We start from the raw sequence: 18,422 nt of genomic DNA on the forward strand, positions 1-18,422 counted from the left end.
AGACAGTGGCTATGCGCTGCCGTTCGACAAGCCACGGGCCTCCGAATAGATGCCTCAACCCGTAGCGGAGATGGAATCCAATCTGCTCTTCCGTGATGGTCATCAGGACATAGGGACGAGCCATTTCCTGAAACCAAGGGAAGCGCAAACCTCCCACGAAATCTGCGTCCATGTTCGTCCCTTTCACCACGAGCGACAACGGTACCTGGCTCGGTTTGCCCTACCGTCAGCCTAGCCAATATCTCCAGTGCCAGGACATGAGCCGCGTTACTGTTCTTGATTCGCTGTCAGGCCCGTGTTTGCCGGGGTAAACGCCGGCACTTCCGGACAGTAATACGGCGATACCTCTTGGGTCTTGTCTGGCACGATGAGTCCATGGCACACGACGAAGAGGGACCCATCGAAGCGTCCCTCACCTTTCGGAGGCACCTGGGACGCCAATTGACGGTGGCCGTTTGGGTCGTCGCCGCTATCGGAATTGGAGCGCAGCTTCTCCTCAACGGGAACGACGCTTTTGGCAGCGTCGTGATCCCGTGGCTCGCCTTCATGTCCTGGATGGTTTTCGCCAATGCATGGCTGCCTCGTGTGACGATTGCCGAATCCGGGTTGGAAATGCGCAACGGGCTGATGACCCTCTGCATCCCTTTCTCGGCGATCGATGACCTCCAAAACCGGTACAAAGTCATCATCAAGGCAGGGGGCAAAAAATATGTCAGCCAAGTGAGTGCTCCTCCCGGCAGCAATGCCGTGGGAAGCCGTACGTACATCCCTGTTCCCGACTCCACGACAACAAGCGACGAGGAGGGGGACTCACTGGAGATTCCGTCAGGCCAGGATCCCGTAACCACCGCCTGGCTCAACAGGCGTTCGAGCGGGCAACATGGAGAGCGCGTCACAACCAAATGGAATCATCCAGCCGTAGTCATCGCCGTGGTACTTATGCTCTGGTTCTTTGCAGTCGCTCTTCAGATGCGACCATATGGTGCCAGTTGAAATTCGCCCTACCGATGGTGATCGCCACAGCCTTGCTTCTGTCGGAAAACTAGCCAGCGGTTTGTTGGGCAGCGGTGTGAGCGAGGCGGTAGGAGTTCGTGCCGGTTTCGATGATGATGCAGCCCTTGGACGTGGCCCGGAAACCGCCATTCTGAACTCGCCGCACCGCGGCTTCCTGCGGTCGTCGATGCTCGAAATCCTATGCACGTTGAGGGATCCGTTACCGGGCGGCGAAGCAGCGGTTGATCTACGACCGGCCGGGGCAACCGTAACGGCCTCGCTAAGCCCCTCTGTAAGCTCTAGGGATGCAGATACGCGAGGCGAACCTGGACGACCTGCAACATGTGGGCGCGATCTGCGATGCCAGCGGCCGCGCACGCTGGACGCCAGAAATGGTTGCCCCAAAAAGCGAGCGGGTCGTGTTGGTAGGGGCCATGCAAGATGAGATCGTCGGCGTGGCGAAGACCCACTTCCATGGCGAACCGGATGGCGAGGCCCCTGCTGGCCACTATCTAGGAGGTGTTGTCGTCCCTCCAAATTCCCGTCGGCGGGGAATTGGTTCTGCTCTCACCCGGGCGCGTGTGGAGTGGATATGGTTTCGGTCTTCGACCGTTTACTACTTCGCGAACGAACACAACACGGCTTCCATCAAAATGCACGAGGCTCTGGGTTTCCAGTTTGTCGGTCGGTTCGCGGAGATTCGCGGGGTTACCGCCGACGATGGGCGATCGCAGTTGATGCTCTTTCAAGCGTGCCGATAGACGATCCCATTAATTGCTGAAGGGTGACAAATAGCGCTGCGAAAAAACCACCATTTATCGCTGCGAGTCACACAGAGAATCCGGTGCAGTCCCGAAATTTGTAGCGAAACCCAGTACCGTTTTCTATGTACCGGTTCTTCCCCTGGTTGACGGAAGTTGGGCAGCGTGAACAGCAGTGTCGGGCGCATCGCCCTCATCACCATCGGTGTGATCGCTGTGATCATCGGTGGAGTATTCGCCGGGCAGGGAATGAACCTGATCCCGGGAAGTTTCATGACCGGTAACCGAATGTGGCTCTCCATCGGGCTGATCGTCGTGGTCGTCGGCATCATCCTGGTGGTGCTCGGCCTACGTCGACCAAGGACCGGCCGCCCGAGCAAATGAGGCTCAGCTGGGCCGTGCGTCTAGGTTTGCCCCGGTTCTGGTTTCCGGGCAGAAGCCCCGAGGAGAACGGGTCTCATCGGGGCGTTTCAAGAGCGTAGTTTCGATGTCCAGCATGATGTTCTTCGACTCGAGAGGGCGCCCCGTAGCGGAACCTTCTCCGGGACGCCTAGCGCCACCCCGGTAAAGGATCGGCTAACGGGCACCTAGGGTGACATCTATCCGACGCATCACACCCCTTGTCGTGGCATTGAGTTGTTCGTTGCCCTGTGCGGCAAAATAGCAGGATGCCTCTTGCCAATCTGCTTGCCAGCCTCAGGACACTTCCTGAATCGGGATTACGGGACGCGTATCTGCAGTTCCTGAACTTGGCGGGGGACGCCGCGTTGCGTCGAAATGGTGGGCCGGAGCATGTCACCGGGTCCTGCTTCGTGTTTTCGCCTGAATTCGATCGTGTTCTGTTGTGTTTCCATCGCAAGGGGCAGTTCTGGGTGCAGTTCGGCGGTCACGTCGAGTCGAACGACGCGTCGGTGGCGGAAGCTGCAAAGAGGGAGGCCCGCGAGGAGTCCGGAATTGATGACCTGGTCCTGCTTTCTCCAGCAATCGTGGATCTTGACCGACACGATCTGCATGGGGGATTCTCATGTGCCGCCCATTGGGATGTGGGGTTCGCCGCGACAGCAAACCCGGATGTGGAGATCGCCGTGAGTGAAGAAAGCGATGACGTCCGCTGGTTCCCGATCAATGAATTGCCAGTTCAAGTGCCGGCAGGCTTCTGCGCGCGCTTGGAACACGCCCGGCGAACTGCGATGTCACTTAGTCCGACACGGATCGATTAACAGTGCCCGACAGGCGCGGCGACCATGAACACGTCCACCGGATCCTCGGTTTCCAGGACAAAGCCGTGGCGTTCGTAGAGGCGTCGGGCCGGGCTGCCCTGGAGCACGTTGAGACGGAATGGCCGGTGGTCCTTGGACTCGCCCATGACCCGCCGGAGCACGCCGGCACCAAGCCCTTGCCCCTGGAACTCAGGAGCGAGGTAGAAGTGTTCGATCCACAGAGCGTCGGGTTCCGGGCGCACCGCGATGACACCTGCAGCTTGCCCTTCCACGGCAATGACAAAGGTGTGTTCCGGCTGGAACGCCTTCAAGAAACGCTCCCTGACGCGGACCGGATCCCAACGCCCTAGCCGCTCCAAATCGGGTCGCATGACGACGGCGCGCAGTTCCGCGATCCACGCGGCATCGGCGGGCAGGGCGGGGCGGAGCGAGAATTCGGCAGGCACCTGACAATCTAAGCCCAACTGATGCACTAACCCGTAAGCACCCGCAACGGATCGCCCCGCAACCACGCCCGGACGTCCTCGAAGGCCTCGCCGTAGAAGCGGGCGTAGCTTTGCGAAGTAACATAACCCAAGTGCGGCGTCAGCACGGTGCGCGGCGCCATGAGAAGCGGGTGGTCCGCCGGCAGGGGCTCGACGTCGTACACGTCCAGGGCCGCTCCGCCGAGCCACCCCTCGTTCAGTCCGCGGAGGAGCGCGGCCTCGTCTACGATCGGCCCACGGGCTGTATTCACCAGGACACCGTTGGGCCCGAGGAGCCGCAGTTCGTCCTCCCCGACGAGCCCCCGGGACCGCTCCGACAACCGCACGTGGACGCTAACGACGTCGGACTCCCGGAAGAGTGCTTCCTTGCCCACCTTGCGCGCACCCGCCGCAGCCGCGGTTTCCTCCGTGAGATTGGGACTCCAAGCAATGACCTCCATGCCAAACGCCTTGCCGTAGCCGGCGATTTTGCTCCCGATCTTACCGAGTCCAAGTACTCCTAAGGTCTTCCCGGACAGTTCGAAACCCACGGTGCTCTGCCAATTTCCGGCGCGCAGCCGGCGGTCCTCGAACGGCACTCTCCGTGCGAAAGCCAGGAGCAGGGCCCACGTGAGCTCGGGCGCCGCGGCCGGCGAGCCGCCCGTCCCGCAGACCGTGATGCCCTGCTCCGCGGCCGCGAGTAGATCGATGGCCGCGTTGGCCATCCCGGTGGTGACCAGGAGCTTCAGCTTCGGCAGTTGCCGGAAGAGCCCGGCGTCGAAAGTGGTCCGTTCACGCATTGCCATGATGATGTCGAAGTCGCGGAGCGAGTCCGCGACGTCCGCCAGAGGCTCGCCGAAAACGGTGACTTCGACGCCGTCTTCGGCGAGCTCGGCCCACGGCGCGTAGTCGAAGGCCACGGCTTGGTAGTCGTCGAGGATGGCAAGGCGCTGGCCCATGGAACTCCCTTTCGCTTGTCCGGTCCGCAGCGGTTCCGGATACGTGGAAAGCTACACCCCGGAGCCGGCGCTAGCTCTTCGGAAGGCCCGGCGGGTTCAGTTCCGACTTCGCGATACCCTCCGAAGACAACCCCCAGCGGTCCAAGATCTTTCCATACGTGCCGTTTTGGATCAGTTTGTTGAGGGCTGCCTGGGCTGCAACGGCAAGACCGTTGCCCTTCTTGGTGGTGAAGGCAATGTCCGCCTTAAGAGGCCAGCCGCCGTTGACTGTTCCCACCTGCTTGGTCTTGCCGTCCTTTGCGGCCTTGTACGCCGCTCCAGCGTTCGGGCCGAACGTCAGGTCCGCGCGGCCGGATTGCACGGCGAGCGAGGAAGCCGAGTCGTCGTCGTAGTACTGGAATTCAACCGGCTTCAAGCCGTTCTTCTTGTTCTCGGCGTCCCAGCGCAACAGGATTGCTTCCTGGTTGGTGCCCGAGCCCACAATGATCCGCTTGCCCGCCACGTCCTTGGCTTCCTTGATCTCACCGATCGGGGAGTCGCTCTTGGCATAAAAGCCCAGGAGGTCCGTGCGATAGGTGGCGAAGTCGAACTTCTCCTTACGCGCCTCCGTGACGGTGACGTTGGAGAGGACGGCCTCGTACTTGCCCGATTCAATACCCAAGGGCCAATCGGCCCAAGCCACGGGAAGGACCTCAACCTTTAGGCCCAAGGTTTCTCCGACTGCGTAGGCGAGGTCGACTTCGTTGCCGATGAGGGTCTTGTTGTCCGTCGCGAAGAGGCTCAACGGAGCGGTGCCGCCTGTGGTCACCACGGTGAGTTTGCCGTCAGCCTTGATGGCCTCCGGGACGAGCGCCGCAGCGGCGTCGTCCTTGGTGACAGGGAAGCGGTTCTGCTCCGGCGACAGGTTGAAAGTCTTGCCCGCGGAAGCGGACGACGACGGCGCTGACGCCGCTGAGGCGCCCGGGTCAGAGCAAGCAGCGAGGCCGAGAGTCGTGGTCACGGCGAGTGCCAGTGCGGCGCCTGTTTTGAGTCGTGAAATAGCCATGGAATCCCCTTCGAAAGTGATGGATGGTGTGCGTTGCTGCAACTATCCGGCAGCGCCAAGAGCCGGTCAAAGCGCTCTGAAACGCGGGGATACAAGGGTTAACTGGGGTTCATTCGAGGTCCCGAAGGGTCACAAAACAACCGCGGTGTAGGCTTCCCACACAACTGCCGACACATGAGGAGATTTTTCGTGAGCAACGAGCAAACCCTGGTCAATCAGGCGCTGGAAGCTTACGCAGCCGCTGTCCACGCGAAGGACGTTGACGCATTCGCGGCGCTCTACAACGACAACGTCCACATCTACGATTCCTGGGGGCAATGGCAATACACGGGAATCGAGTCTTGGCGGTCGATGGCGGCCGAATGGTTCTCTTCGCTAGGAGACGAGCGCGTGCTGGTCGAATTCAACGATGTGCAGTATCTTCGCGAGCTGAGACGGAACCCACGCAAGCTGGAGAAATAACCCGGGCACCGCCGTCGTTGTCGCAAGAGTGGCCGGGAGACCGGCCCCTCGAACGAAACCACCTTCGAAAGGCCGGCATCACGTGACTGTTCCCCTCTCCATCCTCGACCTGGCAATCATCGGCAAAGGCCAGACGGCGGCGGAGAGTTTCGCCGGGAGCGTCGCCATGGCGCAACTGGCCGAACGGCTCGGCTACCGCCGGATTTGGTACGCGGAGCACCACAACATGGGCTCGATCGCTTCCTCGGCTACGAGCGTGCTGATTGCCCATATCGCGGCCAACACCAGCACTATCCGACTCGGTGCAGGCGGCGTCATGCTGCCCAACCACTCGCCGCTCACCATCGCAGAGCAGTTCGGCACCCTTGAGACGCTGCACCCGGGCCGCATCGACCTCGGCCTCGGACGGGCGCCCGGCAGCGACCAGAACACCATGCGTGCACTCCGCCGCGATCCCATGGCCGCGGACACCTTCCCTCAAGACGTACTGGAGCTGCAGGGCTACCTCACGGGACCCACCCGGATCCAAGGGGTCGAAGCGACACCGGGCAAGGGCACCAACGTGCCGCTCTACATCCTCGGGTCCTCGCTGTTCGGCGCGCATTTGGCGGCGCAGCTCGGCCTGCCCTACGCCTTCGCCTCGCACTTCGCACCCAATGCGCTGCAGGACGCCGTCGCCGTCTACCGTCGCGAGTTCAAGCCGTCCGAGCAGCTGCAGGAGCCATACGTGATCGCGGGCGTCAACGTCGTGGCCGCGGATTCGGCGGCTGAAGCCCAACGGCTCTTCCTTGAGGTCAAGCGGGACCGCGTCTCCCGTTTCCTGGGCGGTGGACGCGAGTTCACCGACGCCGAAGCGGACCTCATCCTCGATTCGCCCCAAGGCCAGCACATCGCGCAAATGGTGAAGTACTCGGCAGTGGGTACGCCGGAAGTCGTGCGCGATTACCTTGACGAGTTTGCCCGCCACGCCGACGCCGACGAACTGATCGTCGCCCACCAAAGCACGGGTACGGAGCAGCGCCTGCGTTCGGTGGAGCTGGTGGCGGAGGCCGTGGGGCTGACGCGGGTGTAGGGCGCCGCCTAAACGTAACTAGGCAAACTCGTTACACCCCGGCAATACGCGGGTCATGGAGGCGAAACCCGCCGGGCGGAAACTGGACGAATCCACCCCGGAAGGATCGTCCCCATGGCTACTCCGCTCAATTTGTCCGTGGCCGATTCGGCACTGCTGACAAAATCGCTTCCGCTGGGTCTCCTGCGGACGGCAGTCCAATCCGAGGCCGCGCACGATGGAATCACTCCGGAGCTGCTCGCGGAACTGAGGATGCTGGCCCGCACTCCGGGACTCCTGGTGGCCTGCAACTACGGTGGAACACTCTGCGCCGCGGAAGGCGTATCCACTGAGACACTCCCGTTGGGGAGTGCCGCCGTCGCTCTCCGGGCACTGGCAGCGCTGCCGAACACGCACACTGCCGTCATCTCCGGCAGGTCGCTGCGGGACCTTGCCGCAGTGTCGCGGCTGCCGGCGGAAGTCCACTTGGTGGGCTCGCACGGCGCCGAGTTCGACATGACTTACGCGTACAGCATCTCGATGGCCACGGAAGCCGTCCTTCAACAGGCAGCCACGGCCCTCAACGAATCCATTGGCTTCGAAAAGGGCATCAGCATCGAGCGCAAGCCCGTGGCGGTAGCCATCCACACCCGGCCGGCCACGCCTGCCGTGGTCGCCAGGGTGACCCGGGAGGCGCACCAGATCGCCCGTGAAGTGGGACTGTTTTTCATTGTGGACGGATCCGTTCTGGACCTGTCCATCGTGGAACCCTCCAAAGACGCCGCGCTGGAGCATCTGCGTACACAGTTGGGGGCCAGCGCGGCCCTGTTTGCCGGCGACGCGGACAGCGATGAGCTCGCGATCGCCACCTTGCGGGGCCCGGATCTTGGCCTGCACGTAGGGGATGGAGAAACCAAGGCGCGCCACCGCTTGCCGGACCCGCAATCCTTCGCCAAAGTGCTCGCCATCCTGTTCGAACTGCGCCGAGCGTGGCTGTTCGGCGAGGACGCAGTGGGGCTGGAGCGGCATTCGATGATCGGCAACGGGACCTCGACGGCGCTGCTCACCCCGGAGGCCAAGATCTGCTGGATGAGCCATCCCCTCCCGGATTCAGGGTCCTTGTTCGCGCACATCCTGGGTGGAGACCCGGCCGGCCACTTCAGTGTGGAACCGGTCAAGGCGTCGAAGGTGCTGGGCCAGCGCTACGTGGACAACACCATGATCGTGGAGACGCGCTGGGCGGACGTCACGGTCACCGACTACCTTGAGCCGGCACCGGACGGCATCACCAGCCTGGTCCGTGTCCTCTCCGGAACCGGCAGCGCGCGGATTGTTTTCGCCCCGCGGCCGGACTACGCCAACGCTCCGTTCAACATGGAGATCCGCGGCGAAGAACTGCACGTCGTGGGCACCTCGGATCCCATCATCCTGTTCGCCCCCGGAGTGTCCTTCACAGTCACGAGCGACGGCAAGTACGGAACCGCCACCGCTGAAGTCAGCCTCGCGTACGGTCCTATCGTCATGAACCTGAGGTGCGGAGACACTGAGCCGACGACGCCGGACCCCGCCGGAGAGCTTGCCCGGCGGGCCGCCGTCGCGCACCAATCCCGGCAGTGGGTCCGTGGGCTGGAACTGCCCGACATGAAACCTTCGTTGGTGCGGCGCTCGGCACTGGTCCTCAAGGCGCTGGTGCACGAGCCGACCGGGGCCGTCCTCGCGGCTCCAACCACGTCGCTGCCGGAAGGGATCGGCGGCACCCGCAACTGGGACTACCGCTACTGCTGGCTCCGCGACGGCTCCATGACGGTCAATGCGCTCGTGGACCTGGGTTCCACCGAGGAGGCAGACGGGTTCCTCCGCTGGCTGGGCCGCATCCTGGAGAACGCGCCCGGGCCGGAATGGCTGCACCCCCTGTACTCCGTGACCGGCTCCCCGTTGTCCACCGAGGCAATTATCGAGAGCCTGCCCGGTTACGCCGGCTCACGGCCCGTGCGGATCGGGAACGCCGCCGACCACCAAGTGCAGCTGGACGTCTTCGGCCCGATCGCCGAACTCATCCAGACCCTCAGCAGGCGCCGCGGCACGCTGCCGGACGAGCACTGGCAGCTCATGGAACAGATGGCGTCCGCCGTGCTGGCCCGCTGGCACGAACCTGACCATGGCATCTGGGAAGCCCGGCGCGCGCCGCGGCACCACATTTACACCAAGGTGATGTGCTGGGTGACGCTGGACCGGGCCATGCACACGGCGGTCCGGTTCCGACGCCCCATCGGGGCCGAGTGGGAGGAAACGGCCAACACCATCCGCTCGGAGGTCCTCCGGGAGGGTTGGGATGATTCCGCGAGCTCCTACACCGTGGCCTACGACAGCCCCGACCTGGACGCGGCTGTCCTGCACATCGGGCTTTCAGGCCTGCTGGACGTCCGCGACCAGCGCTTCCTGGACACCGTCACCGCGGTCGAGCGGGAACTGCGGGTGGGTCCCACCGTGTTCCGGTACAGGTACGACGACGGCCTGCCGGGTTTGGAGGGCGGGTTCCACATCTGCACCACCTGGCTGATTGAGGCGTATCTGGCGGTGGGCCGGCTGGACGATGCGCTGGAGTTGTTCAACCAGCTGGTGGCGCTCTTCGGTCCTACCGGGCTGCTTCCGGAGGAGTTCGATCCCGGCACGGAAACCCACTTGGGAAACCACCCGCAGGCGTATTCGCATTTGGGTTTCATCCGCTGCGCACAGCTCCTGGACAGGTACCTGGACTCAGTGGACGAAGAGTAGGCGCAAGGACACCAGCCAGCCGCCCCACCCAACTGACTCGCACTTAATGTCGTTTTCGGCGCCCAAAACGACAACAAATGCGAGTCAGTTGGGCTTAGGTAAGCAGGAGGGCCACGGCGATCATTGCCGGGACGGCCACCACCGTGGTGATCAGGACCGTATCCTTGGCCACGGTGATTCCCGTGTTGTAGCGGCTCGCAGCGACGAACACGTTCTGCGCGGTGGGCAGGGCCGCCGTGACCACCACGGCGAACAACGCGTGCGCTTCCAGGCCCAGCGCGAAGCGGGCGAACAGGTACGCCATCGTGGGGTGGACAAAGAGCTTGAAACCGCTGGCCAGGAGGGCATCCGTCCGGCGGCCCGTGTCCTTCTGCAGGGGCCGCGAACCATTCAAGCTCATCCCGAACGCCATCAGCATCGCGGGAATTGCGGCACCGCCGATCAAATGGATCGGCTCCATGATGAGCGAAGGCACCTGCCAGCCCGTCCCGGCGACCACCAAACCGAGGGCGGATCCTACGATCATCGGGTTCCGGACGATCATCAGGACGAAGCGCAGGGGAGTGGTGCGGTGGCTGCTGGTGCTGGCATCGAGCGCCATCAGGTACATGGGCGTGAAGAACGCGAGCTGGAAGATCAGCAGGGGCGCCACATAGCTGGCGTCGCCGAGGACGAACACCGCGATAGGGATGCCGAGGTTTGCCGAGTTGGCTAGCGAAGCGCTCATGGAGGACATAAGCGATTCGGGCAGGGAACGCTTGAGCCAGAACTTCACGACGATGAAGAAAAGGCTGCCTGTGGCGACGGCGCCCACCGCCGTGACCAGGAGTGGAGCGGCGAAGACATCGTGAAGACGGGCCTTGCCCAGGGTTTCAAAGAGAAGCGCAGGGCTCGCGACGAAGAAAGTCAGGCCGCTGAGGACCGAACGCGCATTGTCCCCCAGGATCCCGCGCTTGCCGACGAACATGCCCACCAGGATGATGGCCCACACCACGAAGAACCCGGAAAGGACGCCCAGCACTACGACATCCGGAGGGGGACGGGCGCGGGGCGGCGTGGGTTCACAGTCCCAGCCTAAATCAGCTTTATTCGCCCGTAAGGCACGACGGCGGCATGTTCCGCCATGTGGACCACGTAAGGAGGTGCCCCGCGACTACGGGAAGCCTAGTTCAGCTGGGCGTTGTTGAGGGCGTGCGGCGGGCGCATGATGCCCGGAGTGATGCCTTCGGCGGGATCGCTGCCGAGTTGGACGATCTTGTTGGCCCTGTCCACATGGACAACCTTGGGCTGGTAGGCCTTGGCTTCTTCGGTGGTCATCTCCGCGTAGGTGATGAGGATGACGACGTCGCCCACGTGCACCAAGTGCGCCGCGGCCCCGTTGATGCCGATGACGCCGGAGCCGCGTTCACCGGCAATGGTGTAAGTCTCCAGGCGCGCGCCATTCGTCACGTCAACAATGGAGACGAGCTCGCCGGGGAGAATATCCGCAGCATCCAGCAGATCCAGGTCGACCGTTACTGAACCTACATAGTGCAGATCGGCATGGGTCACCGTGGCACGGTGGATCTTGGACTTAAACATTGTGCGGTTCATAACGTGACAAGTTTAGCGTGTGGCCGCCGGATCGCCGGGTGATGCCTGACACACGCTAGGCCTTGGCGGCGGCCTTCCGTGCCTGCCGCCTCTTCAGCGAGCCGTAGCCAGCGATCAGTTTGGGGACAACGAGGTAGACGGCGGTAGGAACCACAACAAGGGTCAGGACGAGGGCGCGCAGCGCGGGGTGCCATGACTCCGTGAGCGGAGCGAGGATCGTCATGCCGATCGCCACGAGGGGAAAAATGGCGAGCCAGGTGATCACGGCACGCATATGCACCGACGGTGTGTGCATGGAAGGCAGATGCGCAGAGTGCGCGTGTGCGGCCGGCTCGGCAAACGCCGCAACCGCGGCGCTGTCCGCGGATGCGGCAACGGGGATTTGGGTGTTCATGACATTCTCCAACTAATTGGTTGCTTTCGGCGTGAGTTCAGACTAGACCCCACCCTCGAAAACTGCAACTACTTGGTTGGAATCTGTTAAGGTGGACACATGGCATGGGATACCGAGCGGACCAAGCGACTCCTCCTTGAGGCGGCGACTGCCGAGTTTTGCCAATTCGGACTCGCCGGCGCCAGGGTGGACCGCATCGCTGCTGCGGCCGGAGTCAACAAGGAACGCATCTATCAGTACTTCGGTAAGAAAGATCTTCTCTTCGACGCCGTGATCGCGTCCCAGCTCAGCAAAGTGGTGGACGAAGTCCGCATCGAGGGCGCCGGTCCCGAAGCCTTGGCCGATTACGCCGGACGCCTGTTCGACCATCACCACCAGGACGCCACCCTTCCGAGGCTGCTGTTTTGGGAGGGCCTGGAGCGGGGCGAATATGTGGTGAACCGTCCGGACCGGGCCGCGAACTGCAGGAACAAGGTTGACGGTGTCATCCGGGCCATGCCGGGGACGTCCAAGGAAGACGCGGCCGATCTGATGCTCACCATCATTGCGTTGTGTGACGCGTGGCCGGTACTGCCCGAGCTGGATGGCCTCATGGCCGGCAGCAAGGGGCCAATGAGGGCGGAGCGGCGCCGGAAGGCGATCGTCCGGACCGTCCTTCTCGCCGCGCAGGCGCTCGCCCCGGAGCGCAGCGCGGTTTAGCCACGCGCGGTTTGGTGGCCCTTGCTACGCCTGCTTATTGAGTGTTCTGCCGATGATCGCCTGCGTCAGCGCATCCACCACCTCGGCGTTCGCCAAGGGGTTGCGGATCAAGGTGAAGTCGACGTCGCCCACGGGCGGGAGGTCGAAGCGCTTGGTGATCACCGTGAGGTCCTCGGGAACCAACGACGACGGCATCACGGCGACGCCGATGCCCGCACGCACCGCTGCCAGGACACCGGCGATCTGCTTGGTCGAGCAGGTGACCCGCCACGTCCGGCCCATGGCCTCCAGCGCGTCGATGGCCAGTTTCCGGCTGACGCTCGGAGCCGGATAGCAGATCAGCGGCACGGGGCTGGCCGGGTCCAGCACCGTTTGTTCGACCCCGACCCAGGCAAATTTGTCGTGCCGCACCACCGTGCCGTCCTTCGCCTCGCCCACCCACTTCACGAAGACGAGATCCAACTGGCCCGCATTGACCCGTTTGTAGAGCTGGTCGCTCTGGCTGACCGTGAGTTCAAGGTTGATCTGGGGGTACAGCTGCCGGAACTCGCGCAGGATCCGAGGCAGCCCCGTGATCGCGAGGTCGTCGGCGGTTCCGAACCTCAAACGGCCGCGCATGGCTGAACCGGAAAAGTACCTCGCCGCGGAATCGTGCGCTGAGAGGATGTTGCGGGCAAAGCCTGCCATGGCGTCGCCATTGTCGGTGAGCCGGACATCCCGGGTGTCGCGGGCTACGAGCGCCCGTTTGGCCGCCATCTCCAGCTTTCGCACATGCTGGCTGACCGTGGGTTGGGCCAGGCCGAGGCGCTCGGCTGCCTTCGTGAAACTCAAAGTCTCGGCCACGGCCAGGAAGGACCGCAGCTGCACGGGTTCGAACACGGGACTCCTTGGATAGCTACCTTCACCGCCGCTCACGCCGGCGTATTGCACTTCGCAATCCTAGTTATACGGCCAATTCACTTCCATAATCACCGCGGCCAACCCTAGCGTTAAAGGCATCCCAGCGAAACGCCTATCCAAGGACTACTTTTGGCACCCCCACCGCCCTCAGCGGCAAACGTCAGCCAACCTGCCATCGATTCACTCGCCGCAAGCAGCCGAATTCCGCACGCTGCCGACCCTGACACGGTCACCCAGCCGATCGCCCTCGTCAACGAACGGCTGCCTTGGCGGCACACCTTCATTTCCCTCAAAGTACCCAACTTCCGGATCTTCGCCGTAGGCCACTTCGTAGCTGTCATCGCACTCTGGATGCAGAGAATCGCCCAGGACTGGTTGGTACTACAGCTCTCCGGATCCGTCACCGCCGTCGGAATAACGGTGGCATTGCAGTTCACGCCGTCGCTTTTCCTGGGCCCCTGGGGCGGCATGATGGCGGACCGCTTCGCCAAGCGACGCATCCTCATCCTGTGCCAAAGCGTCGCGGCCTCCCTGGCTGCCATCCTTGCCGTGTTGGCGTTGAGCCACCACATCGAGGTGTGGCACGTTTACGTGATCGCTTTTGTCCTGGGCCTCGTGACGGTCCTCGACCAGCCCGCACGGCAGGTCTTCGTCAACGAACTCGTGGGGCCGAAATACCTGCGCAACGCGATTAGCGTCAACTCCACCACATTCCAGTTGGGCGGCCTCATTGGTCCCGCCCTGGCCGGCGTGCTGCTGACCGCGGTCGGAGCGGGCTGGGCCTTCGCGGCGAACGCGGTGGCTTGCTGCTCCACGGTCACCATGCTCTTGATGCTGCGCAAGAATGAACTTTATGTCAGCACGCCCGTGCCAAAACGCAAGGGGATGCTGCAGGAGGGACTGCGATACGCACTCAGCAAGCCCACGATCTACTGGCCGTGGCTCATGGCCGGCTTTGTAGCGGTCTTCGCGATGAGCCTGCCCGTGCTCCTCGCTGCCTTCGCGGACCACATCTACCATGCCGGTGCCGGCGGCTACGGTTTGCTCAACGCCATGGTGGCCCTTGGCGCGCTCGCCGGAGCAATCACGTCGGCCCGCCGCCGCCAGTTGCGCCTGCGCTCGGTGGTGCTGTGCGCCGGGATGTATGGCTTGATGCTGTGCCTGGCCGCGTTGGCGCCATCGATGGTGTGGCTCTCCGCTGCCATGGTCCTCTCCGGATTCTGGTGCCTCATGTTCCTGACCGCCGCCAACCAGCTGGTCCAGGTCAGCGCCAACATGAGCATCCGCGGCCGCGTCATGAGCCTCTACATCATGGTGCTCATCGGAGGCCAAGCCATCGGTGGACCCATGATGGGCTGGCTTGCCGAGCACTTGAACCCGCACGCTGCACTCTTGGTGTCAGGCGGGGTGCCGGCGCTCGCCGCGGCGACGGTCGCCGTCGTGCTGGCCCGGAAGTCTGAGTTGCGGCTCAAAGTGAATGTCCGGGACCGACGCCGGATGGTGCGGATCGTCCCGCAGTCGGCGTAGCGGAGTGTCGCCAAAACGCGGCTGAGCCGGGCACCCACAAGGCGCCCGGCTCAGCCGCATTATGAGGTTACGAGGCGACTACGCCGCGAGGTGCGGGTAGTCGGCTGAGCGCTCTTGGAACTGGAGCACGTCCGGGTTCCGGATGATGCCGTCGCGGATCTCGATGGCTCGCGAGATTGTTTCGCTGGCGTCCCAGGCCTCGGGGCCCGAAATGACAGTCTCGAGGAACGGCAGGAGCGCCTCGCTGATTTCCCAGCTGGACGAGTTCCACAGGTAGGACGGGCTGTGGTCCACGGCGTAGTAGTTGATGTGGTCGCCCACCGTGAACATGGGCTCGGCGAACGTCGTGGTCCGCGCCCAACTGAAGCCCATGCCTTCGTCGCAGGAGACGTCAACAATCAAGCTGCCCGGCTGGAACGCATCCAGGTCCTCGGTCCGCAGGTACGTCAGCGGCGAGTTCGGATCCTGCAGCGTGCAGTTGACCACTATGTCGGCGGCGGCAAGGAACGGAGCCAGCGGCTTGCGTCCGCGATCGGTAATGACCTCGCTCAGGAAAGGGGCGTTCTGGTCGTGGTCGAACTGCACTATGCGCACCGAGTGGATGGGCGAACCGACCGCCGCAACTCCGCGGTTGGTCAGCACCTGGACATCGTGGATGCCGTGCGCGTTCAGGGCGGTGACCGCGCCACGCGCCGTAGCTCCGAAACCAATCACGACGGCGCTCAGCCGCCTCCCGTAGTCACCCGTCGAGCCCGTCAGGGCAAGGGCATGGATGACGGAGCAGTAGCCTGCAAGTTCGTTGTTCTTATGGAACACGTGAAGCCCGAAGCCGCCGTCGCTGGCCCAGTGGTTCATCGCCTCGAAGGCGATCAAGGTCAGCTTCTTGTCGATGGCGAGTTGGGTGATGGCCCTGTCCTGGACGCAGTGCGGCCAACCCCAGAGGACTTGCCCGTCGCGGAGGTCGGCCAGGTCTTCCGGCTGCGGTTTGGGCAGGAGGATGACATCCGAGTTCGAGATCAGTTCTTCACGGCTTGCCATGCCACCGACCAGCGGCTCAAGTTGGCTGTCCGAAAAGCCGAAGCGCTCGCCGTAGCCGCGCTCCAGCCGGATGTGTTGCCGGAGTTCCGGAGCAATGCGCTCCAGATGCAGGGGATGGACGGGCAGCCGGCGCTCGTCCGGCTTCCGCGATGTCGACAGGATGCCGAGGGTCATGGCGCCTATATGGCCGCTCACTTTTTGTTGCCGGTTGCCGGCTTGGCCACCGTGGTTGCGGAGGACTCTGAAGCCCTCTTATCCGCGCGCTTTTCTTTGATGGATTTGCCGGATTTTTTCGATGCAGCTTGGCGAGGTGATTTGTCAGCCATGATCGCTCCCTAGAGCAGAGCCGAAATGGCTCCTAGCTCCTGACGATACACCCAAGGGCTTGGGCACCTTGTATCAGGGCAGAAATGGAGCGGGCGACGGGAATCGAACCCGCGTATCGAGCTTGGGAAGCTAGCGCTCTACCATTGAGCTACGCCCGCATTGCTCCGCAAACCAGCCGGAGCAGATCCCAGCTTAGCGCAGATGGCGCGCTGATCCGGACACAGACTCACCGGTATCACGGTCTGATCAAATTCCCTGCCGGGCTCGTAAAGATTCGGTTAAGGCTCGACGTGGGTGTGTTGCGCTGCGCCACGCCTGACTATTCTGTAGCAGTTAGCTGCTGTGTCATGGGGAACCCGGCTATGTCCAAGAGCCGTACGCCGAAAGAGGATTCCGTGGCATTTGCAGAGCATGAAGTACTCATTGGTCGCGACGCCATGACCGTTTACCAGTTCCTGGTGGACGGGCTCAACAATCCCCTGTGGCGCAGTGGAATCCGCAGCATTTCCCTCCGTTCCGGACATGCCGGCGAAAAAGGCGCCGTTTACCAGCAGACTTTGGCGGGGCCGGGCGGGCGGCCGATCGCGGCTGACTTCCAAATCACTGAAGCCAGGCCGGGCGCCGAAGTGCGCTTCGCCGTCGTTGCCGGTCCTGCGCGGCCCACCGGCGGCTACTACCTCAGCACCGAGGGGCCCAATACCCGCCTGCGGTTCGCGCTGGAGTACCACCCCAAGGGCTTGCAGAAACTCATGAACAGCATGATCCAGAAGACCATGGAAGAGGAAGTCGTCCAGCTGGAGCAGCTCAAGTCGGTCATCGAGGAGCAGACCTCCGAGGCTTAGGGCCCAGTTACTGCGCCAGCTTGAGTCCGCCCAAGCCGGTGACCGGAGTGCTCGGCGTCGTGAGGCGTCCGCCGGTCAGGTCCCAATATTCGATCGTTCCGTTGCTCAGGAGGCCCGCGATTCCAGTCGTGTTGAGGCCCGTGACACCGTTGAGCGAGCGCAATCCGGAGTAGTCCGTCCATCCGGTTCCCACTACCAGCCTTGCCTCCGACTTCGGCGTGGTGAGCCCGGAGCCGCGGTAGAGGCGCAGGTTCCCGTTTGCTTCCACGGCCAGCAGGTCCTGGAAGCCGTCGGCGTCGTAGTCCACCATGCTGAGCCGGATGGCACTGACGCCCGTGCCCACTTGAGTCCGCCCCACCATGGCGGTTAGCCCCACGTTCCGGTACAGGTAAAGCGCGCCGCTGGAATCAATGGCGAGGATCTGCGGGAGCCGGTTGTTGCCGCACCAGATGCCCACGGCCATGGTCATCGACTGCCAACCCGATAGGCCCAACACCACTTGGGCCTTGAACCCTCCGCTCACCACTCCGGGGTAGAGGAGGAGCCTGCCGTCCAGCATCTGGACGAGGACATCGATCACGCCGTCGCGGTCCCAATCAGTGGTCATCACTTCTTTCGCCCCGGCGAAACCGGTCCCGACTGTCCGGGCAGGACCGAACGTGCCGTTGCCAAGTGCAGGGTAGTCCCTCAGGTTTCCCGAAGGGTCGACGGCGACGAGGTCACCTGCGCTGCGGATGGCTGCCGCACTGAGGTCCAGCGTGGGCGGCTCGTGCTTCACGATGGGGTCGCAGACCGTCGGTGGCGGAAGTTGGGGAGGGGCTGTGCCCGCGCCCGGGCTGTTGACTGTGCCGGCGGGCAGAGTCGTGTAGCCGAAGAGATTGACCACGCCCCACATCGTGTAGCTATTGGGGGTGGTTTGGTAGTTGCCGTCCGTGAAAGTGATGCCGACGCCAATCACGTTGAAACGTGGATCACGCAGCAGTGCGTCGTGGGCGGGCGAGCTTTTCCACCATTCGACAAGCTGGGCGGCATCCCGATCCCAGCGGACAGCGATGACTTCACCTGCGCCGTTGTTGGGGTTCAAGGCCCTGGGATCGGTCCAGAAGTTGGGGCGGTGTTCAATCACTTGGCGGCTGGCGATGTTGTTGGACCAGTCCTGCGAAAGACTGGACACCGTGGGGTTGTACTTCACCGGGTTCAAGCCAAGCGACGTCCTGTAGGCATTGATGGCGTTGAACACGGCCAGAACCTGGGCGGAATTGTCGTCATTGACCAATGCTTGCGCTGAGACGAGCGGGACGGCCGCGGGGGAGGATTTGGTCGGGGCTGGAGCCGGATCCGGCGGCGGGACGTCCCCTGCGGCGCCGGGGAG

The 18,422-nt window shown here is 63.3% G+C and carries 20 protein-coding genes and 1 tRNA gene; 10 read left to right on the top strand and 11 right to left on the bottom strand.

Annotated features, from left to right (window positions below; all coding sequences use genetic code 11):
* The first annotated feature begins 375 nt into the window (after nt 1–375).
* The 4 genes from AC3WJU_RS17170 (at nt 376) to AC3WJU_RS17185 (ending at nt 2,974) form a co-directional block, all read left to right on the top strand.
* Complete coding sequence (locus tag AC3WJU_RS17170; protein WP_492260435.1) at nt 376–993, top strand: hypothetical protein; 618 nt, start codon at nt 376–378, stop codon at nt 991–993.
* 305 nt (nt 994–1,298) lie between these two features.
* Nucleotides 1,299–1,754, top strand: a complete 456-nt coding sequence (locus tag AC3WJU_RS17175; protein ID WP_492260436.1) for a GNAT family N-acetyltransferase — start codon at nt 1,299–1,301, stop codon at nt 1,752–1,754.
* A 165-nt stretch (nt 1,755–1,919) separates the two neighbouring features.
* The gene (locus tag AC3WJU_RS17180; RefSeq protein ID WP_439181091.1) at nt 1,920–2,138 is read left to right on the top strand and encodes a hypothetical protein; all 219 of its coding nucleotides are present in this window, start codon (nt 1,920–1,922) and stop codon (nt 2,136–2,138) included.
* Nucleotides 2,139–2,422: 284 nt separating this feature from the next.
* Entirely contained in the window at nt 2,423–2,974 is a 552-nt protein-coding gene (locus tag AC3WJU_RS17185; protein WP_492260437.1) for an NUDIX hydrolase, read from the top strand.
* On the opposite strand, the gene AC3WJU_RS17190 is transcribed toward AC3WJU_RS17185, so the two are convergent.
* From AC3WJU_RS17190 to AC3WJU_RS17200, 3 genes are all read right to left on the bottom strand, one after another.
* Nucleotides 2,971–3,420, bottom strand: a complete 450-nt coding sequence (locus AC3WJU_RS17190) for a GNAT family N-acetyltransferase (RefSeq protein WP_492260438.1) — start codon at nt 3,418–3,420, stop codon at nt 2,971–2,973. The genes AC3WJU_RS17185 and AC3WJU_RS17190 overlap by 4 nt on opposite strands.
* Nucleotides 3,421–3,446: 26 nt before the next feature.
* Nucleotides 3,447–4,397, bottom strand: coding sequence for a D-2-hydroxyacid dehydrogenase family protein (locus tag AC3WJU_RS17195; protein WP_492260439.1), 951 nt, complete (start codon nt 4,395–4,397; stop codon nt 3,447–3,449).
* A 70-nt stretch (nt 4,398–4,467) separates the two neighbouring features.
* Nucleotides 4,468–5,442 (bottom strand): ABC transporter substrate-binding protein, encoded by a 975-nt coding sequence (locus AC3WJU_RS17200; RefSeq protein WP_492260440.1) that lies wholly within the window; start codon nt 5,440–5,442, stop codon nt 4,468–4,470.
* Between the two features lie 189 nt (nt 5,443–5,631).
* Between AC3WJU_RS17200 and AC3WJU_RS17205 the strand changes: the two genes are divergently transcribed.
* From AC3WJU_RS17205 to AC3WJU_RS17215, 3 genes are all read left to right on the top strand, one after another.
* Nucleotides 5,632–5,904, top strand: a complete 273-nt coding sequence (locus AC3WJU_RS17205; protein WP_492260441.1) for a nuclear transport factor 2 family protein — start codon at nt 5,632–5,634, stop codon at nt 5,902–5,904.
* Between the two features lie 82 nt (nt 5,905–5,986).
* Nucleotides 5,987–6,976, top strand: a complete 990-nt coding sequence (locus AC3WJU_RS17210) for an LLM class flavin-dependent oxidoreductase (RefSeq protein WP_492260442.1) — start codon at nt 5,987–5,989, stop codon at nt 6,974–6,976.
* 114 nt (nt 6,977–7,090) lie between these two features.
* A complete protein-coding gene (locus AC3WJU_RS17215) occupies nt 7,091–9,730 on the top strand; it encodes a trehalase-like domain-containing protein (protein ID WP_492260443.1) in 2,640 nt (879 codons plus the stop codon).
* Between the two features lie 94 nt (nt 9,731–9,824).
* Here the strand turns inward: AC3WJU_RS17215 and AC3WJU_RS17220 are convergent, their stop codons facing one another.
* The 3 genes from AC3WJU_RS17220 to AC3WJU_RS17230 all read right to left on the bottom strand — a co-directional run bounded on the left by AC3WJU_RS17220 (nt 9,825) and on the right by AC3WJU_RS17230 (nt 11,717).
* Entirely contained in the window at nt 9,825–10,751 is a 927-nt protein-coding gene (locus tag AC3WJU_RS17220; RefSeq protein ID WP_059389827.1) for an AEC family transporter, read from the bottom strand.
* 143 nt (nt 10,752–10,894) lie between these two features.
* Complete coding sequence (gene panD, locus AC3WJU_RS17225; RefSeq protein WP_172465683.1) at nt 10,895–11,323, bottom strand: aspartate 1-decarboxylase; 429 nt, start codon at nt 11,321–11,323, stop codon at nt 10,895–10,897.
* Between the two features lie 55 nt (nt 11,324–11,378).
* Entirely contained in the window at nt 11,379–11,717 is a 339-nt protein-coding gene (locus AC3WJU_RS17230; RefSeq protein WP_284991136.1) for a putative antibiotic biosynthesis monooxygenase, read from the bottom strand.
* A gap of 99 nt (nt 11,718–11,816) precedes the next feature.
* Here AC3WJU_RS17230 and AC3WJU_RS17235 point away from each other — a divergent pair, with 99 nt between their 5' ends.
* A complete protein-coding gene (locus AC3WJU_RS17235) occupies nt 11,817–12,416 on the top strand; it encodes a TetR/AcrR family transcriptional regulator (RefSeq protein ID WP_441432975.1) in 600 nt (199 codons plus the stop codon).
* Nucleotides 12,417–12,440: 24 nt separating this feature from the next.
* Here the strand turns inward: AC3WJU_RS17235 and AC3WJU_RS17240 are convergent, their stop codons facing one another.
* Complete coding sequence (locus tag AC3WJU_RS17240) at nt 12,441–13,295, bottom strand: LysR substrate-binding domain-containing protein (RefSeq protein WP_059389831.1); 855 nt, start codon at nt 13,293–13,295, stop codon at nt 12,441–12,443.
* A 150-nt stretch (nt 13,296–13,445) separates the two neighbouring features.
* On the opposite strand from AC3WJU_RS17240, the gene AC3WJU_RS17245 reads away from it, so the two are divergent.
* Nucleotides 13,446–14,843 carry an MFS transporter gene (locus AC3WJU_RS17245; RefSeq protein WP_306963174.1) on the top strand — a complete coding sequence of 466 codons (1,398 nt, stop codon included), beginning with the start codon at nt 13,446–13,448 and terminating at the stop codon, nt 14,841–14,843.
* A gap of 78 nt (nt 14,844–14,921) precedes the next feature.
* Here the strand turns inward: AC3WJU_RS17245 and AC3WJU_RS17250 are convergent, their stop codons facing one another.
* From AC3WJU_RS17250 to AC3WJU_RS17260, 3 genes are all read right to left on the bottom strand, one after another.
* Entirely contained in the window at nt 14,922–16,055 is a 1,134-nt protein-coding gene (locus AC3WJU_RS17250) for a N(5)-(carboxyethyl)ornithine synthase (RefSeq protein ID WP_370872243.1), read from the bottom strand.
* 17 nt (nt 16,056–16,072) lie between these two features.
* A complete protein-coding gene (locus AC3WJU_RS17255; RefSeq protein WP_264637052.1) occupies nt 16,073–16,207 on the bottom strand; it encodes a hypothetical protein in 135 nt (44 codons plus the stop codon).
* Nucleotides 16,208–16,292: 85 nt separating this feature from the next.
* Nucleotides 16,293–16,366: transfer RNA gene (locus tag AC3WJU_RS17260), tRNA-Gly, on the bottom strand.
* Nucleotides 16,367–16,603: 237 nt separating this feature from the next.
* Between AC3WJU_RS17260 and AC3WJU_RS17265 the strand changes: the two genes are divergently transcribed.
* The gene (locus tag AC3WJU_RS17265) at nt 16,604–17,050 is read left to right on the top strand and encodes an SRPBCC family protein (RefSeq protein ID WP_284991138.1); all 447 of its coding nucleotides are present in this window, start codon (nt 16,604–16,606) and stop codon (nt 17,048–17,050) included.
* A gap of 7 nt (nt 17,051–17,057) precedes the next feature.
* Here the strand turns inward: AC3WJU_RS17265 and AC3WJU_RS17270 are convergent.
* Nucleotides 17,058–18,422 (bottom strand): CAP domain-containing protein (locus tag AC3WJU_RS17270; RefSeq protein ID WP_492260444.1); only part of this gene is annotated, 1,365 nt, incomplete at its 5' end.

It is taken from the genome of Arthrobacter sp. FW306-1B-F12A (genome assembly GCF_058781865.1).

Bases quoted from the DNA above. Each gene is read 5' to 3' on its own strand.
- AC3WJU_RS17170 (WP_492260435.1), top strand. From the start codon at position 376: ATGGCACACGACGAAGAGGGACCCATCGAAGCGTCCCTCACCTTTCGG.
- AC3WJU_RS17175 (WP_492260436.1), top strand. From the start codon at position 1,299: ATGCAGATACGCGAGGCGAACCTGGACGACCTGCAACATGTGGGCGCG.
- AC3WJU_RS17185 (WP_492260437.1), top strand. From the start codon at position 2,423: ATGCCTCTTGCCAATCTGCTTGCCAGCCTCAGGACACTTCCTGAATCG.
- AC3WJU_RS17195 (WP_492260439.1), bottom strand. From the start codon at position 4,397: ATGGGCCAGCGCCTTGCCATCCTCGACGACTACCAAGCCGTGGCCTTC.
- AC3WJU_RS17200 (WP_492260440.1), bottom strand. From the start codon at position 5,442: ATGGCTATTTCACGACTCAAAACAGGCGCCGCACTGGCACTCGCCGTG.
- AC3WJU_RS17215 (WP_492260443.1), top strand. From the start codon at position 7,091: ATGGCTACTCCGCTCAATTTGTCCGTGGCCGATTCGGCACTGCTGACA.
- panD (WP_172465683.1), bottom strand. From the start codon at position 11,323: ATGAACCGCACAATGTTTAAGTCCAAGATCCACCGTGCCACGGTGACC.
- AC3WJU_RS17230 (WP_284991136.1), bottom strand. From the start codon at position 11,717: ATGAACACCCAAATCCCCGTTGCCGCATCCGCGGACAGCGCCGCGGTT.
- AC3WJU_RS17235 (WP_441432975.1), top strand. From the start codon at position 11,817: ATGGCATGGGATACCGAGCGGACCAAGCGACTCCTCCTTGAGGCGGCG.
- AC3WJU_RS17250 (WP_370872243.1), bottom strand. From the start codon at position 16,055: ATGACCCTCGGCATCCTGTCGACATCGCGGAAGCCGGACGAGCGCCGG.
- AC3WJU_RS17255 (WP_264637052.1), bottom strand. From the start codon at position 16,207: ATGGCTGACAAATCACCTCGCCAAGCTGCATCGAAAAAATCCGGCAAA.